The following is a 17,552-nucleotide window of genomic DNA, read 5'->3' on the forward strand; positions in this document are numbered from 1 at the left end:
CCAACGCAAGGAAAGTGTGGATGCCCTTAAACCTCGTCCCCAGGGTGATGTAGCGCAGCGGCTGGCATCGAACAGGACGAATAGCATCCGTAAGTATCCAGGATTGATGAACCCTTCATCACAGTTGGATACAGGCGGTGCCTCACTCCACGTGTCGCCCGATGCTTGATAAAGCCGCTTGCGCGGTCTGTTATCGGTTTGGTTGGACGATAGGCACCATTTCTTTGGCATCATTCGGAGGCTTATGAGGCGATTTGCCGTCTAATTACGGCGCCGTCATAAAAAGGTGAATGAGCAGCCGCCGAGAATAATGCACGTAGCGTGCCAGTTTTGCAATAAAAATCATAAAGCAATGATTTTATTTAAAAATAAAATCACATCAGCAAATCCCCTCACCCATTACGCACTGATGAGCGATGAAAAAAACGCCGTGCTGTCGCCAAATGCAGACAACTAAAGTCAAACCTGCTCACCCACAATAAAATCAATAAGTTAAACGTCTCCATTTGGCGACAAACAAACCAGCGCTTGTCGCAAAATGCAGACACTGCCGCCAGACGGCGAACGCCGGCCATAAAAAAGGGCGCAATTACTTGCGCCCTCTGTACGGTGGTGGCCGTTTTTAGCCCAGCTGCTTACGGGCGTTGCGGAACATACGCATCCACGGGCTGTCCTCGCCCCACTCTTCCGGGTGCCAGGAGTTGCTGACGGTGCGGAACACGCGCTCCGGGTGCGGCATCATCACCGTGGCGCGCCCGTTGGCACTGGTCACGGCGGTAATGCCGTTCGGCGAGCCGTTCGGGTTGGCCGGGTAAGCTTCCGTCACCTGACCGGCGTTATTGACGAAACGCAGCGCCACCAGGCCGTGGCTTTCCAACGCCGCCAGATGCGCCGCATCACGCACTTCGACGTGCCCTTCACCGTGGGAAACGGCGATCGGCATGCGCGAACCGGTCATGCCCTGCATGAACAGCGACGGGCTGGCCGCCACTTCCACCAGGCTGAAGCGCGCCTCGAAGCGATCCGACAGGTTACGCACGAAGCGCGGCCAGTGTTCGGCGCCCGGGATCAGCTCACGCAGGTTGGACATCATCTGGCAGCCGTTGCACACGCCCAGCGCCAGCGTCTGCGGACGGTGGAAGAACGCTTCAAACTCGTCGCGCACCCGCTCGTTGAACAGGATAGACTTCGCCCAGCCTTCGCCGGCGCCCAGGACGTCGCCGTAAGAGAAGCCGCCACAGGCCACCAGCGTGTGGAAGTCCTGCAGATCGCGGCGCCCGGCCAGCAGATCGCTCATGTGCACGTCCACCGCGTCAAAGCCGGCGCGGTGGAACGCCGCCGCCATTTCAACGTGGGAGTTCACCCCCTGCTCGCGCAACACCGCCACTTTCGGGCGAGCGCCCTTGGCGATATACGGCGCGGCGATGTCTTCCTCGGGTGCGAAGGTCAGCTTCACGTTCAGGCCGGGATCTTGTTCATCCTGCTTGGCCTGATGTTCCTGATCGGCGCACGCCGGGTTGTCGCGCAGGCGCTGCATCTGCCAGGTGGTTTCCGCCCACCAGGTGCGCAGCGTATTACGGCTTTCGCTGTACAACGCCTTGCCATGTTGGTTGATGACGAAACGATCGCCGGCCTGCGCGCTGCCGATCTGATGCACGTTGTCGGTCAGCCCATGCTGAGCGAACGCCTGCTTCACCTCGTCGAGACGTTCGGCGCTCACCTGGATCACCGCGCCCAGCTCTTCGTTGAACAGCACCGCCAGCGCATCGTCGCCGAGGCCATCGAGGTTAACCTCTACGCCGCAGTGACCGGCAAAGGCCATCTCCGCCAGCGTCACCAGCAGGCCGCCGTCGGCGCGGTCGTGATAAGCCAGCAGCGCGCGATCGGCCACCAGCTGCTGCATGGCGTTGAAGAAGCCCGCCAGCTGCGCGACATCGCGCACATCGGCCGGTTTGTCGCCCAGTTGGCGATAAACCTGCGCCAGCGCGGTGGCACCCAGCGCGTTATGGCCGTTGCCCAGGTCGATCAACAGCAGCGCGCTGTCGCCCTTATCGGTGCGCAATTGCGGCGTCACGGTATGGCGCACGTCTTCCACGCGGGCAAAGGCGGTGATGACCAGCGACAGCGGCGAGGTCATTTCGCGCTGTTCGTCGCCTTCCTGCCAGCGGGTTTTCATCGACATGGAGTCTTTGCCCACCGGAATGGTGATGCCCAGCGCCGGGCACAGCTCTTCGCCCACCGCTTTCACCGCTTCGTACAGGCCGGCGTCTTCACCCGGGTGGCCGGCGGCGGCCATCCAGTTGGCGGACAGCTTCACGCGCTTCAGGCTGCCGATTTCCGTGGCAGCCAGGTTGGTCAGCGCTTCCCCGACCGCCAGGCGGCCGGAGGCGGCGAAGTCCAGCAGCGCCACCGGCGCGCGTTCGCCGATCGACATCGCCTCGCCGTAATAGCTGTCCAGGCTGGCGGTGGTGACCGCACAGTCGGCCACCGGGATCTGCCACGGGCCGACCATTTGGTCACGCGCCACCATGCCGGTGACGGTGCGGTCGCCGATGGTGATCAGGAAGGTTTTCTCCGCGACGGCCGGCAGATGCAGCACGCGCTTCACCGCGTCGGCCAGCGTGATGTCCCCACGTTGCACCGCCTGGCCCTGCGCCTGCAGACGGGTGACGTCGCGGGTCATCTTCGGCGTTTTGCCGAGCAGCACGTCCAGCGGCATGTCGATCGGTTGGTTGTCGAAGTGGCGGTCGTTCAGCGTCAGGTGCTGTTCTTCGGTCGCTTCGCCGATCACCGCATAAGGCGCGCGCTCGCGGCGGCAGATCTCGTCGAACTGCGCCATCTGCGCCGGTGCGATCGCCATCACGTAACGTTCCTGCGATTCGTTGCACCACACTTCCAGCGGGCTCATGCCCGGCTCGTCGTTGAGGATGTCGCGCAGTTCGAAACGGCCGCCGCGGCCGCCGTCGCTCACCAGCTCCGGCATGGCGTTGGACAGGCCGCCGGCGCCGACGTCATGGATAAACAGGATCGGGTTCTGGTCGCCCAGCTGCCAGCAGCGGTCGATCACTTCCTGACAGCGGCGTTCCATTTCCGGGTTGTCGCGCTGCACCGAAGCGAAGTCCAGATCGGCATCGGACTGGCCGGACGCCATCGAGGACGCCGCGCCGCCGCCCAGGCCGATATTCATCGCCGGGCCGCCCAGCACCACCAGCTTGGCGCCGACGGTGATTTCCCCTTTCTGCACGTGATCGGCGCGGATGTTGCCGATGCCGCCCGCCAGCATGATCGGTTTGTGGTAGCCGCGCAGCTCGACGCCGTTATGGCTGTTGACGCGCTCTTCATAGGTACGGAAGTAGCCCAGCAGCGCCGGGCGACCGAATTCGTTGTTGAACGCCGCGCCGCCCAGCGGGCCTTCGGTCATGATGTCCAGCGCGGTGACGATGCGTTCCGGCTTGCCGAAGTCCTGCTCCCACGGCTGTTCAAAGCCGGGAATACGCAGGTTGGACACCGAGAAGCCCACCAGGCCGGCCTTCGGCTTGGCGCCGCGGCCGGTGGCGCCCTCGTCGCGGATCTCGCCGCCGGAGCCGGTCGCGGCGCCCGGCCACGGCGAGATCGCCGTCGGGTGGTTGTGAGTTTCCACCTTCATCAGGATGTGCGCGTCTTCCTGATGGTAATCGTACGTGCCGTTGTCCGGCGCGGCGAAGAAGCGGCCGACCTGTGAGCCTTCCATCACGGCGGCGTTGTCTTTATACGCCGACAGCACGTAGTCCGGCGTCTGCTCATAGGTGTTCTTGATCATCTTGAACAGCGATTTAGGTTGCTGCTCGCCGTCGATGATCCAGTCGGCGTTGAAAATCTTGTGGCGGCAGTGCTCAGAGTTGGCCTGCGCGAACATATAGAGTTCGATATCCGTCGGGTTGCGCCCCAAACCGGTAAAGGCATTCAGCAGGTAGTCGATCTCGTCCTGCGCCAGCGCCAGGCCGAGCCGGACGTTGGCTTGCTCCAGCGCGGCGCGCCCTGCGCCCAGCACGTCGACCGACTGATACGGCGCCGGCTGATGGTGCGCGAACAGCTGTTCAGCCTGTTGCAGCTCGCTGAAGACGGTTTCCATCATGCGATCGTGCAACAACGCGGCGAGTTGGCGCCACTGGGTTTCCGTCAGCTCGGGCGCCTTGACGTAGAACGCCAGGCCGCGTTCCAGGCGCAGCACCTGTTGCAAGCCGCAGTTGTGGGCGATGTCGGTGGCTTTGGAAGACCAGGGAGAAATGGTGCCCGGACGCGGCGTAACCAGCAACAACCGGCCTTCGGGAGCGTGTTCGGCGAGAGAAGGACCGTACTTGAGCAGACGCTGAAGCTTGGCGTGTTCTTCGGCACTTAGCGGTGCGCTGACATCGGCAAAGTGGACGTACTCGGCGTAGATATCACTGACGGGCAGGTGAGCGTCCTGGCAGCGGGACAGCAGTTTGGTAATGCGAAAAGCCGATAAAGCGGGCGAACCACGCAGAATTTCCATAATCAAAGTTCTCTCGTCTTCGAAGCGAAGGATAAGACGCTTCATTGGGCGCAACAGGGGAAAACGCGCGTCATTATAGAGAATCCTCGGCGCCGACGAAACCGTTTGCGTAGGGATTATTGATAAAAGCATGCCGCACCGTCGAATTGTCATAACGTGTCAATAAAGTTGCACACTGGCGTTTTGTTGCGCAAAATGCCCCCCGCACTGGTGATTTAACCATGAGAAAAGTCGCGGTTGTCGTCGCCGGTGTACCTGTGCCACCACTGGATAACTATTTGAAACGTCTTAAAATAAACTACATCCTCATCGGCGTTGTCACTCTGCTTCTGGCTCTCGCGCTGTGGCCCAACATCACCTGGCGCAGCGGCCAGGGCGGGCAACTCCAGGAGATCATTTCCCGCGGCGAGTTGCGTATCAGCACGCTGAATTCACCGCTGACCTATTTCAACACCAAGCAAGGGCCGGGTGGGCTCGACTACGAACTGGCCAAGCGCTTCGCCAACTACCTCGGGGTGAAGCTGGTGGTGATCCCCCATCAGAACATCAATGACCTGTTCGACGATCTGGACGACGACGACGCCGACCTGCTGGCGGCGGGCCTGATCTACAATCAGGAGCGCCTCAGCCGCGCGCGCACCGGCCCGGCCTACTACTCCGTTTCCCAACAGCTGGTGTACCGGCTGGGCACCCCGCGGCCGAAAAGCTTCGCCGACATCAAAGGCAAGCTGGCGGTCGCCTCCGGTTCCGCGCACGTCAGCACGCTAAAACAGCTCAAGCAGGATAAATACCCGGATCTCGCCTGGGAGTCCTCCAGCGATCTCACCTCCAAAGAGCTGCTGGAACGGGTGGCCGACGGCAAGCTGGATTACACCCTCGGCGATTCGGTGACCATCGCGCTGCTGCAGCGCATCCATCCACAGCTGGCGGTAGCGTTCGACGTCACCGACGAAGAACCGGTCACCTGGTACCTGAAACGCGACGGCGACGACAGCCTGTACGCGGCGATGTTGGACTTCTATAGCCAGATGGTGGACGACGGCACCCTGGCGCGGCTGGAAGAGAAATACCTCGGCCACGTCGGCAGCTTCGACTATGTGGACACCAAAACCTTCCTGTCGGCCATCGATTCGGTGCTGCCCAACTTCCGCCCGCTGTTCGAGAAGTACGCCAACGAGATCGACTGGAAGCTGCTGGCTGCCATCGCCTATCAGGAATCGCACTGGAATCCGCAGGCCACCTCACCCACCGGCGTGCGCGGCCTGATGATGCTGACCCGCGCCACCGCCGACGGCCTGGGGGTCAACGATCGCCTCGATCCGGAAGAGAGCATTCAGGGCGGCGCCCTTTACCTGCAGCGGCTGATGGCCAAGGTGCCGGACAGCGTGCCGGAAGACGAGCGCATCTGGTTCTCGCTGGCGGCCTACAACATGGGCTGGGGCCATATGCTGGACGCGCGCAAGCTGACCAAGACGCAAAAAGGCAACCCGGACAGCTGGGTCGACGTCAAACAGCGCCTGCCGATGCTCAGCCAAAAGCGCTACTACCCGCAGCTGACCTACGGCTATGCGCGCGGGCGTGAAGCCTACAACTATGTAGAAAACATCCGCCGCTATCAGGTCAGCCTGGTGGGCTATCTGCAGGAAAAAGAGAGAAAGGCGGCGCAAGCGGCCGCCGAGCAGGAGGCGTTGGGGAAAGGCTACCCGACGGTGATGCCGGAACTGGCACTCAACTACTGATTATTCCGGCTTATCCGCCGCCCGCTGCGCCAGCTTGAGCGCTTTTTTCTGTTCGCGGCGCAGGCGGAAGAAATTGCTCAGGGTGGCGGCGCATTCGTCCGCCAGCACGCCTGAGACGATCTCCACCTGATGATTCATGCCCGGATGGCGCAAAATGTCCACCAGCGAACCGGCCGCGCCGGTTTTCTCGTCGGCGGCGCCATACACCAACCGGCGGATGCGGCTGTGCACCATCGCGCCGGCGCACATCACGCAGGGCTCCAGCGTGACGTACAGCGTGGCGTTCAGCAGGCGATAGTTTTGCAGCACCGCGCCGCCCTGGCGCAGCGCCATGATCTCGGCGTGTGCGGTAGGATCGTGGCGGCCGATCGGCCGGTTCCAGCCCTCGCCGATGACCTGATTGTCCAGCACCAGCAGCGCACCCACCGGCACCTCGCCCTCTTCCTGCGCGCGCAGGGCCAGCTGCAATGCCTGACGCATCCAGTACTCATCGTTATATTCAGTCATCGCATAATTCCTCGTGCGCTTTTGCGGCGGGCATTATACACACTAGCCCTCCTTTGTCGTAGCCGCCCGCCAATGGCTATACTGGCCGAATCGGCATGTGATTCAGGGACAAGAAGCATGAAACTCAGTAAAAAGAACGCCGTCGTGGTGCGCAAGGTGCTGGACGGCTGGGTTGGGGAAGGCGCCATGACGCCCGAACAACGGCAGCAACTGCTGCAGCATGTGGACGTGCAACCTTTCGACTGGCGGCGGCTGGCGCGCTATGCGTTTCTCGCCGCGCTGGCCTCGCTACTGATCGCCGTCACCAGCCTGTTCGCCGACAGCGAACTGCTTGCATGGCTGAGCGGACTGTTCCGCTTCGACGCGCCGGTGCGCATGGCGATCGCCGGCGTACTCGCGGCGCTGGCCTATGTCTGGGCGCTGCGCCGCCGCCAACGGCACCCGGAAAAACGTTACGGCAACGAGGCGGCATTGTTTGTCGCCGTGTTACTTACCGCCTGCGCCTTATGGCAGTTGGGGGTCTGGCTGGATAACGGCAGCGGCCGGGTTTCCGTACTGCTGCTGGTCGCCGCGCTGCTGTACGGCGCGATCGGCTGGCTCAGCCGCTCCGGGCTGGTGTGGTGGTTCGCCCTGCTGTCGCTCGGCAATGCCTTCGGCGCCGAGACCGGCTACCTGTCCGGCTGGGGCGCCTACTGGCTCGGCATGAGTTATCCGATTCGCTTTATCGCCTTTGGCGCGATGCTGATCGCCGCCGCATTGCTGCTGCGGCCGCTGTTGGCGCAGCGCGGCCTGCAGCGGGTGTCGCTGGCGATGGGGCTGCTGTACCTGTTCATCGCCCTGTGGCTGCTGTCTATCTTCGGCAACTACGGCGATCTCGACAGCTGGTACCGCGCGCGCCAGATCGAGCTGTTCCACTGGAGCCTGCTGTTCGGGCTGGCCGCCCTCGCCGCCATCTGGCTGGGGCTGAAGCATGACGACGCCATGCTGCGCGGTTTCGGGCTGACCTTCCTCGGCATCAACCTGTATACCCGTTTGTTCGAGTTTTTCTGGGACAGCATGCCGAAGACGATTTTCTTCGCGCTGCTCGGGCTGAGCCTGTGGGCGTTGGGGCATTATGCAGAAAAGATTTGGCAGCTGGGGCGCAAGCCGCACGACGTGAGCGACGACTGATCGCGGTACCGATAAGAGCAACAAAGGGCGGAATTCTCCGCCCTTGGTTTATTCCAGCTGCTGCAGCTCGCCCTGCTTGCTCACCCGCCAGCGGTGCTCGCAAAAGAACAGCAGCGGATTATCCTGCTTGCTGTCGCTGTAACCGCTGTACAGCTGCAGCGGCGCGCCGAGCCGCTGTTCCAGCTGCACCACTTTCTGCGCCCCCAGGCAGCGCAGGGTCAAGACCCAACCGCCGCAGCGGCGCGTGATGCGGCTGCCGATCAACCGCACCCGCGGCAGAAACGCCGAATCGTGATACACCTGCTCCACCAGCCGTTCCGGCGAGCCGGTAATCAGCCACACTTCGGCATCGTGCTCCTCCAGATACTGCCGCAGCCGCATTTGCACCACCGGAAACGCGGTCACCTTCTGGCGGAAAGCCTCGATAAACTGCCGCTCCAGCGCCTTCAGCGTCGCTTCAGAACGCCCGAAAGTAATCGCCCACAGCAGCAGGCTCATCGGCCAGCGCGCTGCGCGCCCCAGCAGCAGCAGCGCCAACCCGATCGGCGGCAGCAGCGGTATTACCAGCAGCAGGTTCAGCGGTAGGCGGCGCAGCAGAAAGCGCAAAAAACTGCCGAACATATCCTCCTGATGCAGGGTGCCGTCCAGATCGAAAAAGACCACGCGGCGCCCCTCTGCGGCCGGTTGTTGCTGCTTGTCGCTCAAACGCTACTCCTCGGGATCGTCGAACCCCATCATCCAGGTGAAGAGAAAACCGGCGATAATCGTAATCAGCATCCCCGCCAGATACAACATCACCTTACCTGAGACGATGGTCAACGCCAAAGGCAGCCCCGAAATGCCGAAGGTGATGACCGTCGCCACCTTCCAGTAGCTGATGAGCGCACCGCCGACCGCACCGCCAAGGCAGGCGCCGATAAACGGCCGGCCCAGCGGCAACGTCACCCCGAAGATCAGCGGCTCGCCGATGCCGAGAATGCCGACCGGCAACGCCCCTTTGATCACCTTCTTCAGCCGCGCGTTGCGGGTTTTCAGCAGCACCGCCAGCGCCGCCCCCACCTGACCGACACCGGCCATCGCCAGGATCGGCAAAAGCGGGTTGGAACCGTGCGCCTGCACCAGCTCGACGTGGATCGGCACCAGCCCCTGATGCAGGCCGGAGAGCACCAGCGGCAGGAACAGCCCCGAGAGCAACGCCCCCACCAGCAGCCCGCCCTTGTCGATCGCCAGATTGGCGCCGTGGGCGATGGCATCGGAAATAACCCCCCCGAGCGGCTGCAGGATCAGGATCGCCAATGAGGCGGTGACCAGCGTGGTCAGCAATGGGTTAAGGATCAGTTCGACCGACTCCGGCAACAGCGTGCGCAGGCGCTTCTCCACCCAGCACATCAACGCCACCACCAACAATACGGCGATCACCCCGCCGCGCCCCGGCTGCAGCGCCTCCCCGAACAGGGTGATCTGCGCCAGCGCCGGACTGGAGAGAATGCCGGCCATCACGCCGCCCATCGCCTGCGAACCGCCAAACACCCGCGCGGCGTTGACCCCAACCAGAATGTTCATAATGGCGAACACCGCGCTGCCGAAGATCGCCAGCAGCCCCAGCACGTTCGGGTAGTCCACCGCCAGCTGGCCGGCGATGTCGGGCCGTTTCAGCAGGTTGATGATGCCGGTGATCAGGCCCGAGGCGATAAATGCCGGGATCAGCGGAATAAAGACATCGGCCAGCTTTTTCAGCGCGCCGCTCATCGGCGCAGCGTATTTTTGCTTGGCCTGCGCCTTGGTGCGGGCGGCGTCACCGACGGCGGCAACGGGCTGCGCATCACCGCTCAACAGCCCGCGCATGGCGTCCACCACCTTGGCGGCGGCGCCCGGACCGACGATAAACTGATGCTGTTCACCCTGTTTGATATAGCCCTTCACCCCCGGCAGCTGCTTGAGGGCGGCCAGATCCAGGCGCTGCTCATCGCTGACCTCGACGCGCACCCGCGTCATGCAGTTTTCCAGTTTGAGGATATTGCCCTCGCCCCCCACGCCCGCCAGGATCTGTGTCGCCAATGCCGTTGTCTTGTCCATCGCAGCCCCCACCGTGAATTAACGCGCCAGCGCCGCGCGCAGGTAGCCATCGTGCCGCTGCAGCCGCTGCTGCGCCTCATCGGCGCTGACGCCGGCTAAAATCATCAGGATCGCCGGTTTAACCTCAAAGCCGGTCTGCGCCAGCGCCGCTTCCGCCTGAGCGCGTTCGACGCCGGTGGCCTCCATCACGATGCGGCAGGCGCGATCCACCAGTTTGACGTTGGTAGCCTTCACGTCCACCATCAGGTTCTGGTAGACCTTGCCCAGTTTGACCATCGCACCGGTCGACAGCATGTTGAGTACCAGTTTCTGCGCGGTGCCGGATTTCAGGCGCGTTGAGCCGGTCAGCGCCTCCGGCCCCACCACCGGCGAAATCGCCACCTGTGCTTCGTGCGCAATCGGCGAATCCGGGTTGCAGGAGATGGCCGCCGTCGGGCAGCCCAGCCCGCGCGCATAGCGCAGTGCGCCGATCACGTAGGGCGTACGCCCCGAGGCCGCCAGCCCCACCACCATATCGACGGCGGTGAGGTTCAGCGCCCGGAGATCGGCTTCACCCAGGGCCTCGTCATCTTCCGCCCCCTCCACCGCTTTGAGCAGCGCGCCCGGCCCGCCGGCGATTAGCCCTACCACCACGCCGTGCGGCACGCCGAAGGTCGGCGGGCACTCAGAGGCGTCCAATACGCCCAGGCGGCCGCTGGTGCCGGCGCCCAAATAAATCAACCGGCCGCCGGCCTTCAACGCCGCCGCGGCCAAATCGACCGCCTGCGCGATCGCCGGCAACACCTGTTCAATCGCCTCCGGCACCTTGCGATCTTCCTGGTTAAAGCAACGGACCATGTCCAGCGTCGACATTTCATCCAGCCCCATGGTGGCCGGGTTGCGGGTTTCCGATACCAGTGCGCCTAAGTTCATCTGTTCACCTTTGAATTTTTAATTCACAAAATTAAATCAATATTTGAATATTTTATTCAACAAAGCGAGCGCTATTTGCTATTTTAACGGTGAGCTCACAAAAATTTTCACCGCGCGTTTTCGCCCTCTGCATGGCAAAATGGCCGCTGGTTTCCAGGGAAAGAACAATGAGTACCCTTCTGCGCATTCGCCAGATGTATCCGACACTGGCGCAAAACGACCGCAAGCTGGCGGACTTTCTGCTGAATAACGCCGAGCAGGCGCGCCATCTCAGCTCGCAAAAGCTGGCTCAGTTGGCCGGCATCAGCCAGTCGAGCGTGGTGAAGTTCGCCCAAAAACTGGGCTATAAAGGTTTCCCGGCGCTGAAGCTGGCGCTGAGCGAGACGCTGGCCCTACCGCAGGCCGAGCCAGTGGTGACCGTTCACAACCACATCCTCAGCAGCGATACGCTGAAAACCGTCGGTGAAAAGCTGCTGGCGGAAAAGCAGGCGGCGCTGCGCGCGACGCTCGACATCAACAGCGAAGAGCGGCTGCACCAGGCGCTGGACATGCTGCGCCAGGCGCGCCGGGTGATGCTGATCGGCATCGGTGCCTCCGGGCTGGTGGCCAAGGATTTTTCCTTCAAGCTGCTGAAAATTGGCGTGATGGCGGTGGCCGAAGCGGATATGCACGTCCAGCTGGCGGCGGTGCAGGCGCTGGACAAACGCGATCTACTGCTGGCTATCTCCTTCAGCGGCGAGCGGCGTGAAATCAATCTGGCGGCGGAAGAAGCGCGCCAGGCCGGCGCCAGGGTGCTGGCGCTGACCAGCTTCTCGCCCAACGGCCTGCAGCAACGCGCGGACCACTGCCTCTATACCATCGCCGAAGAACCCCACACCCGCAGCGCGGCCATCTCCTCCAGCACGGCCCAGTTCGCCCTCACCGACCTGCTGTTTATGGCGCTGATCCAGCACGATCTCGATCATGCCCGCGATCGCATCAAACACAGCGAACAGTTAATGAAAAAGTTGGTTTGACGCGTATAATGGCGGCCGATAAAACGCCGCCAGTTCAATTATTTCCATTCTCTGCATTCGAAAAATAATGTGCGGGCGGTGAACAGCTCAATTGTCGAACAGTAATTGAGCGTGCATGGACGGCATTATTTGACGATATCATTATGAATACACACACTGTTATTTTAGATAAGTTACGGCATTCCGTGGCTCATCCGATTCTGCGTACCTTTTTACTCTATGTCATTACTGCATTGATTCTAATCAAGGCGATGGGATACAGCGGTGGAAAAGGCATTGATATTCTTTTTATTGCGCTTATTTTGCTATTATTATCTATTCATTCGCTTACCCGATATGGCCTGATTATTCCGTTTATTCTGCTGTGCGCGCTGTATGCGCCGGTTGGGGTTATTTACGGTGCCCCTTCCACTGCCGTGATGTCCGCCCTGTTGCAAACCAACCTAATAGAAGCAACGGAGTTTTTGCAGACTCTGCCGGCCAGCTGTTATCTGCTGCCTGCCGCCATTCTGGCTATGCTGGCCATTCTCGCCCTATTTATTTGGCGGCAAACCATTTCAAAACAAACAATACTTCCCTTGCTAGCCTTGCTGGGGGTTATCATTGTCGCCAGAGCCTTCAATGGCGGCGTGGCGAATCTTAAATTGCCTGACTTCTTTTTATCCCTCTACTCGGCTTACCATCAATACCAACAGCAGGTCGATGAATTAAGCGCCGGCGCTTCAACGCCGAACACTTGGTCAATAACCGCAGGCGCACCGACGAATGAAAACTATGTCATTATCGTCGGCGAAAGTATGCGCAGGGATCATATGTCCTTATTTGATTATCCAGTGTCCACTACGCCGTTTCTGGATAATGCCAAAGGACGGTTTTACAGCAATTATATTTCCACCGCGCCAAATACGTTCGAATCGCTCCCCCGCACGCTGGCTTTAAGCAACGGCCACAACATTGCCATCGGAGATAATATCATCACCCTGGCAAAAGCCGCCGGCCTCAAAACCCACTGGCTGTCCAATCAGGGCATGTTCGGACAATTCGATACGCCGGTATCAAAAATCGCCATGTTCAGCGATAGCCATTATTTCCTGAAGAAAGGCGACTTCCAATCGCGTAACACTGATGATGATGCGCTGCTGCCGATATTTGACCAATTATTGCGTCGCCAGGGGCAAGGCAATCTGTATGTGTTGCATCTGATGGGCTCGCACGCCGACTTTTGCGAGCGGCTTAACGGTGCAGCGCCCAGCGTCGAGTCGCCGAATAGGGAGCTGGCCTGCTATCTCTCGACCTATCGCAAGACAGACCATTTTATCGAGCAGGTTTATCACCGTCTGAAGCAGAACGGCGCGCCGTTTAAACTGTTCTATTTCTCCGATCATGGTCTTTCCCATAAGGATATCGGCGGCGAGCGTTCTTTGCGCCACAGCGGCGATACCCGGCAGAATTATCAGGTGCCGTTGCTGGTGCTGACCGATCGCGATCGACAGCACCAGATCACTGATGCTCCCTTGAGCGCATTCGATTTTATCGGGCTGTTTGCTCAAGAGGCGGGAATACGGATTGCCTATCCGGAGGTGATGCCCACCATGCGCATGGCGGATGAAGACAAGCGCTGGGTGTTTGACGGACAGAGAATGGTTGATTTCGATCAGTTGGCTGATGACCCGCCTGAGTTACCCTAAGCGGTAAGATGACGAAAAAGCGCCCGCCGCGCGGCGATTCTATGATAGATTGCGCGCCAGCCCGAGCACACCGATGGAAAGATAACTGACAATGGCACTGCTGATTACCAAGAAATGCATCAACTGCGACATGTGCGAGCCGGAATGCCCGAACCAGGCAATTTCGATGGGCGATGAGATCTACCAAATCGATACCGACCGCTGCACCGAGTGCGTTGGCCATTACGATACGCCAACCTGTCAGCAGGTCTGCCCCATCGACAACACCATCATTACCGATCCGCAGCATCGCGAGACTAATGAGCAGCTGTGGGATAAGTTCGTGGTGTTGCACCACGCCGATCGCATTTAACCCGCCGCAGGACTGACAAGGGCGCCGCAGGGCGCCCTTTCTATTTTCAGCTTTCGACGATCACCGTCGCGCAGGCATAGCGCCTTTCATCGGCCAGCGAAACGTGGATCGCGGTGACCCCCATCTCCCCCGCCAGCTCGGCAGCGCGGCCGTGCAAACGAATATTCGGTTTGCCCAACGCATCGTTGAACACCTCGAACTGGTTGAACGCCAGGCCGTTGCGAATGCCGGTGCCGAACGCCTTGGCGGCGGCCTCTTTCACCGCGAAACGTTTGGCCAGAAAGCGAATCGGCTGCTGGTGCTGCTGATACAGCGCCCACTCGGCGTCGCTCAACACCCGGCGCGCCAGACGAGCGCCGCTGCGCTCCACCACCGCTTCGATACGCGCCATCTCGACGATGTCGGTACCCAGCCCGAGCACCGCCATTACCGACGCGCTTCCCGCATCAACACTTTCATGTCGGCAACCGCGGCCGGCAGCCCGCTCATCACCGCCTGGCCGATAATCGCATGGCCGATGTTCAGCTCGTGCATTTCCGGCAGCGCGGCGATCGGCTGCACGTTATGGTAGGTCAGGCCGTGGCCGGCGTTGACCTTCAGCCCCTTCTCGGCCGCGTAGGCGGCGGCGACCGCGATGCGGCGCAGCTCGGCCTGTACCGCCAGCTCGCCCTGCGCTTCGGCGTAGGCGCCGGTGTGGATTTCGATATAAGGGGCGCCCACCGCCACCGCCGCGTCAATCTGGCGATGATCGGGATCGATGAACAGCGAGACCAGAATGCCCGCCTGCGCCAGACGCTCGACCGCCACGCTCATTTTGTCCAGCTGGCCGGCGACGTCCAGGCCGCCTTCGGTGGTCACTTCCTCGCGTTTTTCCGGCACCAGGCAGCAGAAATGCGGCTGCAGCTCAATGGCGATGTCCAGCATCTCGTCGGTCACCGCCATCTCCAGGTTCATGCGCGTCTGGATGGTCTGGCGCAGCAAGCGCACGTCGCGGTCGGTGATGTGGCGGCGATCTTCGCGCAGATGCACGGTAATGCCGTCGGCCCCCGCCTGTTCGGCAACGAATGCCGCCTGAACCGGATCCGGGTATTGGGTTCCGCGCGCGTTACGTAACGTGGCGATGTGATCGATATTGACGCCCAGCAGCAAATCAGCCATGACAACCTCTAAATACGATTTTCAGTGCCAGCAGTTTACACGCGGGCGCAGGGTGGCAAAAGGGGAAAAGGTCAGGCGTCGTCAACCGGCGTATTCGGCTGTTTGCGCACGAACTGGCGGAACAGTTCGCGGCTCTTTAACGGTTTGCCGCCGAGGTAGGGTTTCAGCGCCATGCGGGTGAAACGCTTGGCGGCGCGCAGCGTCTCGGCATCGGGAAACTGCCGCTCCGCCAGCGCGCGCAGTTCACGCCCGGTGAAGCTGTAGTGATCCACCACCAGGCTGGCGATAAAGCCTTTCTCTTCGCGGTAACGGTAGGTCATGGCGTCATCCACCGGCAGGCCGCTGCCGGCGCAGTGCAGAAAATCGAGGCCGTAGCCGAGATGATGCAACAAGGCCAGCTCGAACTGGCGCAGCGCCTGTTCCGGTGAACTGTCTTCCGCCGCCAGCGCCTGCAGGCATTGCAAGTAGTCGAAGAACAGCACCGAGTAGTTGGTTTCCTGCTCCAGCACGCGCGCCAGCAGTTCGTTCACGTACAGGCCGCTGTAAAGCATCATGCCGCTGAGGGGTAAACCGAGAGAGACCGCTTCGGCGTTGCGCAGCGTTTTCACTTCGCCGCGGCCGCCCCAGCGCACTAACAGGGGGGTAAAGGGTTGCAGGCAACCCTTCAGATTGGAGCGGCGGCTGCGCGCGCCTTTTGCCAGCAAGCGCACCCGCCCATGACCTTCGGTAAACAGATCCAGCATCAGACTGGTTTCACTGTACGGCCGCCCATGCAGGACGAAAGCGCGCTCCCAGCCGTCCACGGATCGTTACTTCAGATCGTCAACATAGCCCAGGCTGCGCAGCGCACGTTCGTCGTCCGCCCAACCGGATTTCACTTTCACCCACAGCTCGAGATGCACTTTGGCGTCGAACATTTGTTCCATGTCCTGACGCGCTTCGATGCCGATGGTTTTGATCTTGGCGCCCTTGTTGCCGATGACCATTTTCTTCTGGCCTTCGCGCTCAACCAGGATCAGGCCGTGCACATCGTAGCCGCCGCGATCGTTAGCCACGAACTGTTCGATTTCTACCGTCACCGAGTACGGCAGCTCTTCGCCCAGGAAACGCATCAGCTTCTCGCGAATGATCTCAGACGCCATAAAGCGCTGGGAGCGATCGGTGATGTAGTCTTCCGGGAAGTGGTGTTCCGCTTCCGGCAGCAGCTTGCGCACGATGCCGGCGATGGTGTCGACGTTCATCCCTTTCTCGGCGGAGATAGGCACCACGTCGAGGAAGTTCATCTGCTGGCTGAGGAACGCGATGTGCGGCAACAGCTTGGATTTGTCGGTAACGTTATCGACCTTGTTGATCGCCAGCAATACCGGGCAGCGCAGGCTGCGCAGCTTGTTGACCACCATTTCGTCGTCGGCGGTCCAGTTGGTGCCTTCGACCACGAAGATCACCAGCTCAACGTCACCGATCGAGCTGCTGGCCGCGCGGTTCATCAAACGGTTGATGGCGCGTTTTTCTTCGATGTGCAGCCCTGGGGTATCGACGTAGATCGCCTGATAGGCGCCATCGGTGTCGATGCCCATGATGCGGTGACGGGTCGTCTGCGGCTTACGCGACGTAATGGAAACCTTCTGCCCCAGCAGTTGGTTCAGCAACGTCGATTTGCCCACGTTCGGGCGGCCGACGATGGCGATAAACCCGCAGTGTTGTTTTACTTCGCTCATTCAAGCTCCAGCTTTTTCAGCGCTTGTTCCGCTGCCGCCTGCTCGGCTTTACGGCGGCTCGAGCCGGTGCCCACCACGGGCTCGCTCAAACCACTCACCTGGCAGTGGATGGTAAACTCCTGGTCGTGCGCTTCACCGCGAACCTGCACCACCAAATAAGAAGGCAACGGCAGATGACGCCCCTGCAAAAATTCCTGCAAACGGGTTTTCGGGTCTTTCTGCTTATCGCCGGGGCTGATTTCGTCCAACCGGCTGCGATACCAGTCCAAAATCAGACGCTCGACGGTCTGGATGTCGCTGTCCAGGAACACGCCGCCGATCAATGCCTCCACCGTATCCGCCAGGATTGACTCGCGGCGGAACCCACCACTTTTCAATTCGCCCGGCCCAAGCCGCAGACATTCGCCCAGGTCAAACTCGCGCGCCATCTCCGCCAGCGTGTTGCCGCGCACCAGCGTGGCGCGCATGCGGCTCATGTCGCCCTCGTCTACGCGAGGAAAACGGTGATAGAGCGCATTGGCGATGACAAAGCTCAGAATCGAGTCACCCAGAAACTCAAGACGTTCATTGTGTTTACTGCTGGCGCTGCGGTGAGTCAAAGCCTGCAGTAAAAGCTCCTGCTGTTGAAAAGTGTAGCCCAGCTTCCGCTGCAGCCTGTTTATTACGATGGGGTTCATGAGTTACCAATAGATCAAGAATGCGT

15 protein-coding genes are annotated in these 17,552 nt (G+C 60.9%); 5 read left to right on the plus strand and 10 right to left on the minus strand.

Going from position 1 to position 17,552, the window contains the following annotated elements:
• Positions 1-622 precede the first annotated feature (622 nt).
• Positions 623-4,513 (minus strand): phosphoribosylformylglycinamidine synthase, encoded by a 3,891-nt coding sequence (gene purL / locus ACJ8PN_RS19215; protein ID WP_171454567.1) that lies wholly within the window; start codon positions 4,511-4,513, stop codon positions 623-625.
• 278 nt (positions 4,514-4,791) lie between these two features.
• On the opposite strand from purL, the gene mltF reads away from it, so the two are divergent.
• The gene (gene mltF / locus ACJ8PN_RS19220) at positions 4,792-6,252 is read left to right on the plus strand and encodes a membrane-bound lytic murein transglycosylase MltF (protein WP_411261597.1); all 1,461 of its coding nucleotides are present in this window, start codon (positions 4,792-4,794) and stop codon (positions 6,250-6,252) included.
• Here the strand turns inward: mltF and tadA are convergent, their stop codons facing one another.
• Positions 6,253-6,759: a tRNA adenosine(34) deaminase TadA gene (tadA, locus tag ACJ8PN_RS19225; RefSeq protein ID WP_033644114.1), complete on the minus strand. Its 507-nt coding sequence runs from the start codon at positions 6,757-6,759 to the stop codon at positions 6,253-6,255.
• A gap of 117 nt (positions 6,760-6,876) precedes the next feature.
• On the opposite strand from tadA, the gene ACJ8PN_RS19230 reads away from it, so the two are divergent.
• Positions 6,877-7,929 carry a DUF2157 domain-containing protein gene (locus ACJ8PN_RS19230; protein WP_171454568.1) on the plus strand — a complete coding sequence of 351 codons (1,053 nt, stop codon included), beginning with the start codon at positions 6,877-6,879 and terminating at the stop codon, positions 7,927-7,929.
• A 48-nt stretch (positions 7,930-7,977) separates the two neighbouring features.
• On the opposite strand, the gene yfhb is transcribed toward ACJ8PN_RS19230, so the two are convergent.
• Genes yfhb through murQ form a run of 3 tightly spaced genes read right to left on the minus strand, consistent with a single transcriptional unit; the run spans position 7,978 to position 10,917 of the window.
• Positions 7,978-8,634 carry a phosphatidylglycerophosphatase C gene (gene yfhb, locus ACJ8PN_RS19235; protein WP_033632312.1) on the minus strand — a complete coding sequence of 219 codons (657 nt, stop codon included), beginning with the start codon at positions 8,632-8,634 and terminating at the stop codon, positions 7,978-7,980.
• Positions 8,635-8,637: 3 nt separating this feature from the next.
• Positions 8,638-10,005, minus strand: a complete 1,368-nt coding sequence (locus tag ACJ8PN_RS19240; protein WP_197753804.1) for a PTS transporter subunit EIIC — start codon at positions 10,003-10,005, stop codon at positions 8,638-8,640.
• Between the two features lie 18 nt (positions 10,006-10,023).
• On the minus strand, positions 10,024-10,917 hold the full coding sequence (gene murQ / locus ACJ8PN_RS19245) for an N-acetylmuramic acid 6-phosphate etherase (protein WP_437189744.1): 894 nt from the start codon (positions 10,915-10,917) through the stop codon (positions 10,024-10,026).
• Between the two features lie 167 nt (positions 10,918-11,084).
• On the opposite strand from murQ, the gene ACJ8PN_RS19250 reads away from it, so the two are divergent.
• From ACJ8PN_RS19250 to ACJ8PN_RS19260, 3 genes are all read left to right on the plus strand, one after another.
• Entirely contained in the window at positions 11,085-11,933 is an 849-nt protein-coding gene (locus ACJ8PN_RS19250; RefSeq protein ID WP_171454570.1) for a MurR/RpiR family transcriptional regulator, read from the plus strand.
• Positions 11,934-12,076: 143 nt separating this feature from the next.
• Positions 12,077-13,621 (plus strand): phosphoethanolamine transferase, encoded by a 1,545-nt coding sequence (locus ACJ8PN_RS19255; RefSeq protein WP_351109197.1) that lies wholly within the window; start codon positions 12,077-12,079, stop codon positions 13,619-13,621.
• A 91-nt stretch (positions 13,622-13,712) separates the two neighbouring features.
• Entirely contained in the window at positions 13,713-13,973 is a 261-nt protein-coding gene (locus ACJ8PN_RS19260) for a YfhL family 4Fe-4S dicluster ferredoxin (protein ID WP_033635622.1), read from the plus strand.
• A gap of 46 nt (positions 13,974-14,019) precedes the next feature.
• Here ACJ8PN_RS19260 and acpS read toward each other — a convergent pair whose 3' ends face one another.
• The 5 genes from acpS to rnc all read right to left on the minus strand — a co-directional run bounded on the left by acpS (position 14,020) and on the right by rnc (position 17,526).
• The gene (gene acpS / locus ACJ8PN_RS19265) at positions 14,020-14,400 is read right to left on the minus strand and encodes a holo-ACP synthase (RefSeq protein WP_171454601.1); all 381 of its coding nucleotides are present in this window, start codon (positions 14,398-14,400) and stop codon (positions 14,020-14,022) included.
• On the minus strand, positions 14,400-15,131 hold the full coding sequence (gene pdxJ / locus ACJ8PN_RS19270) for a pyridoxine 5'-phosphate synthase (protein WP_442535160.1): 732 nt from the start codon (positions 15,129-15,131) through the stop codon (positions 14,400-14,402). Before pdxJ ends, acpS begins: the two co-directional genes overlap by 1 nt.
• Positions 15,132-15,202: 71 nt before the next feature.
• Positions 15,203-15,934: a DNA repair protein RecO gene (recO, locus tag ACJ8PN_RS19275; RefSeq protein WP_004929165.1), complete on the minus strand. Its 732-nt coding sequence runs from the start codon at positions 15,932-15,934 to the stop codon at positions 15,203-15,205.
• Between the two features lie 6 nt (positions 15,935-15,940).
• A complete protein-coding gene (era, locus tag ACJ8PN_RS19280) occupies positions 15,941-16,849 on the minus strand; it encodes a GTPase Era (protein WP_004929162.1) in 909 nt (302 codons plus the stop codon).
• Positions 16,846-17,526, minus strand: a complete 681-nt coding sequence (rnc, locus tag ACJ8PN_RS19285) for a ribonuclease III (protein ID WP_004929158.1) — start codon at positions 17,524-17,526, stop codon at positions 16,846-16,848. The genes era and rnc overlap by 4 nt, the downstream gene beginning before the upstream one ends.
• Positions 17,527-17,552 lie beyond the last annotated feature (26 nt).

It is taken from the genome of Serratia sp. CY76391 (assembly GCF_052166695.1).
GTDB lineage: Bacteria > Pseudomonadota > Gammaproteobacteria > Enterobacterales > Enterobacteriaceae > Serratia > Serratia nematodiphila.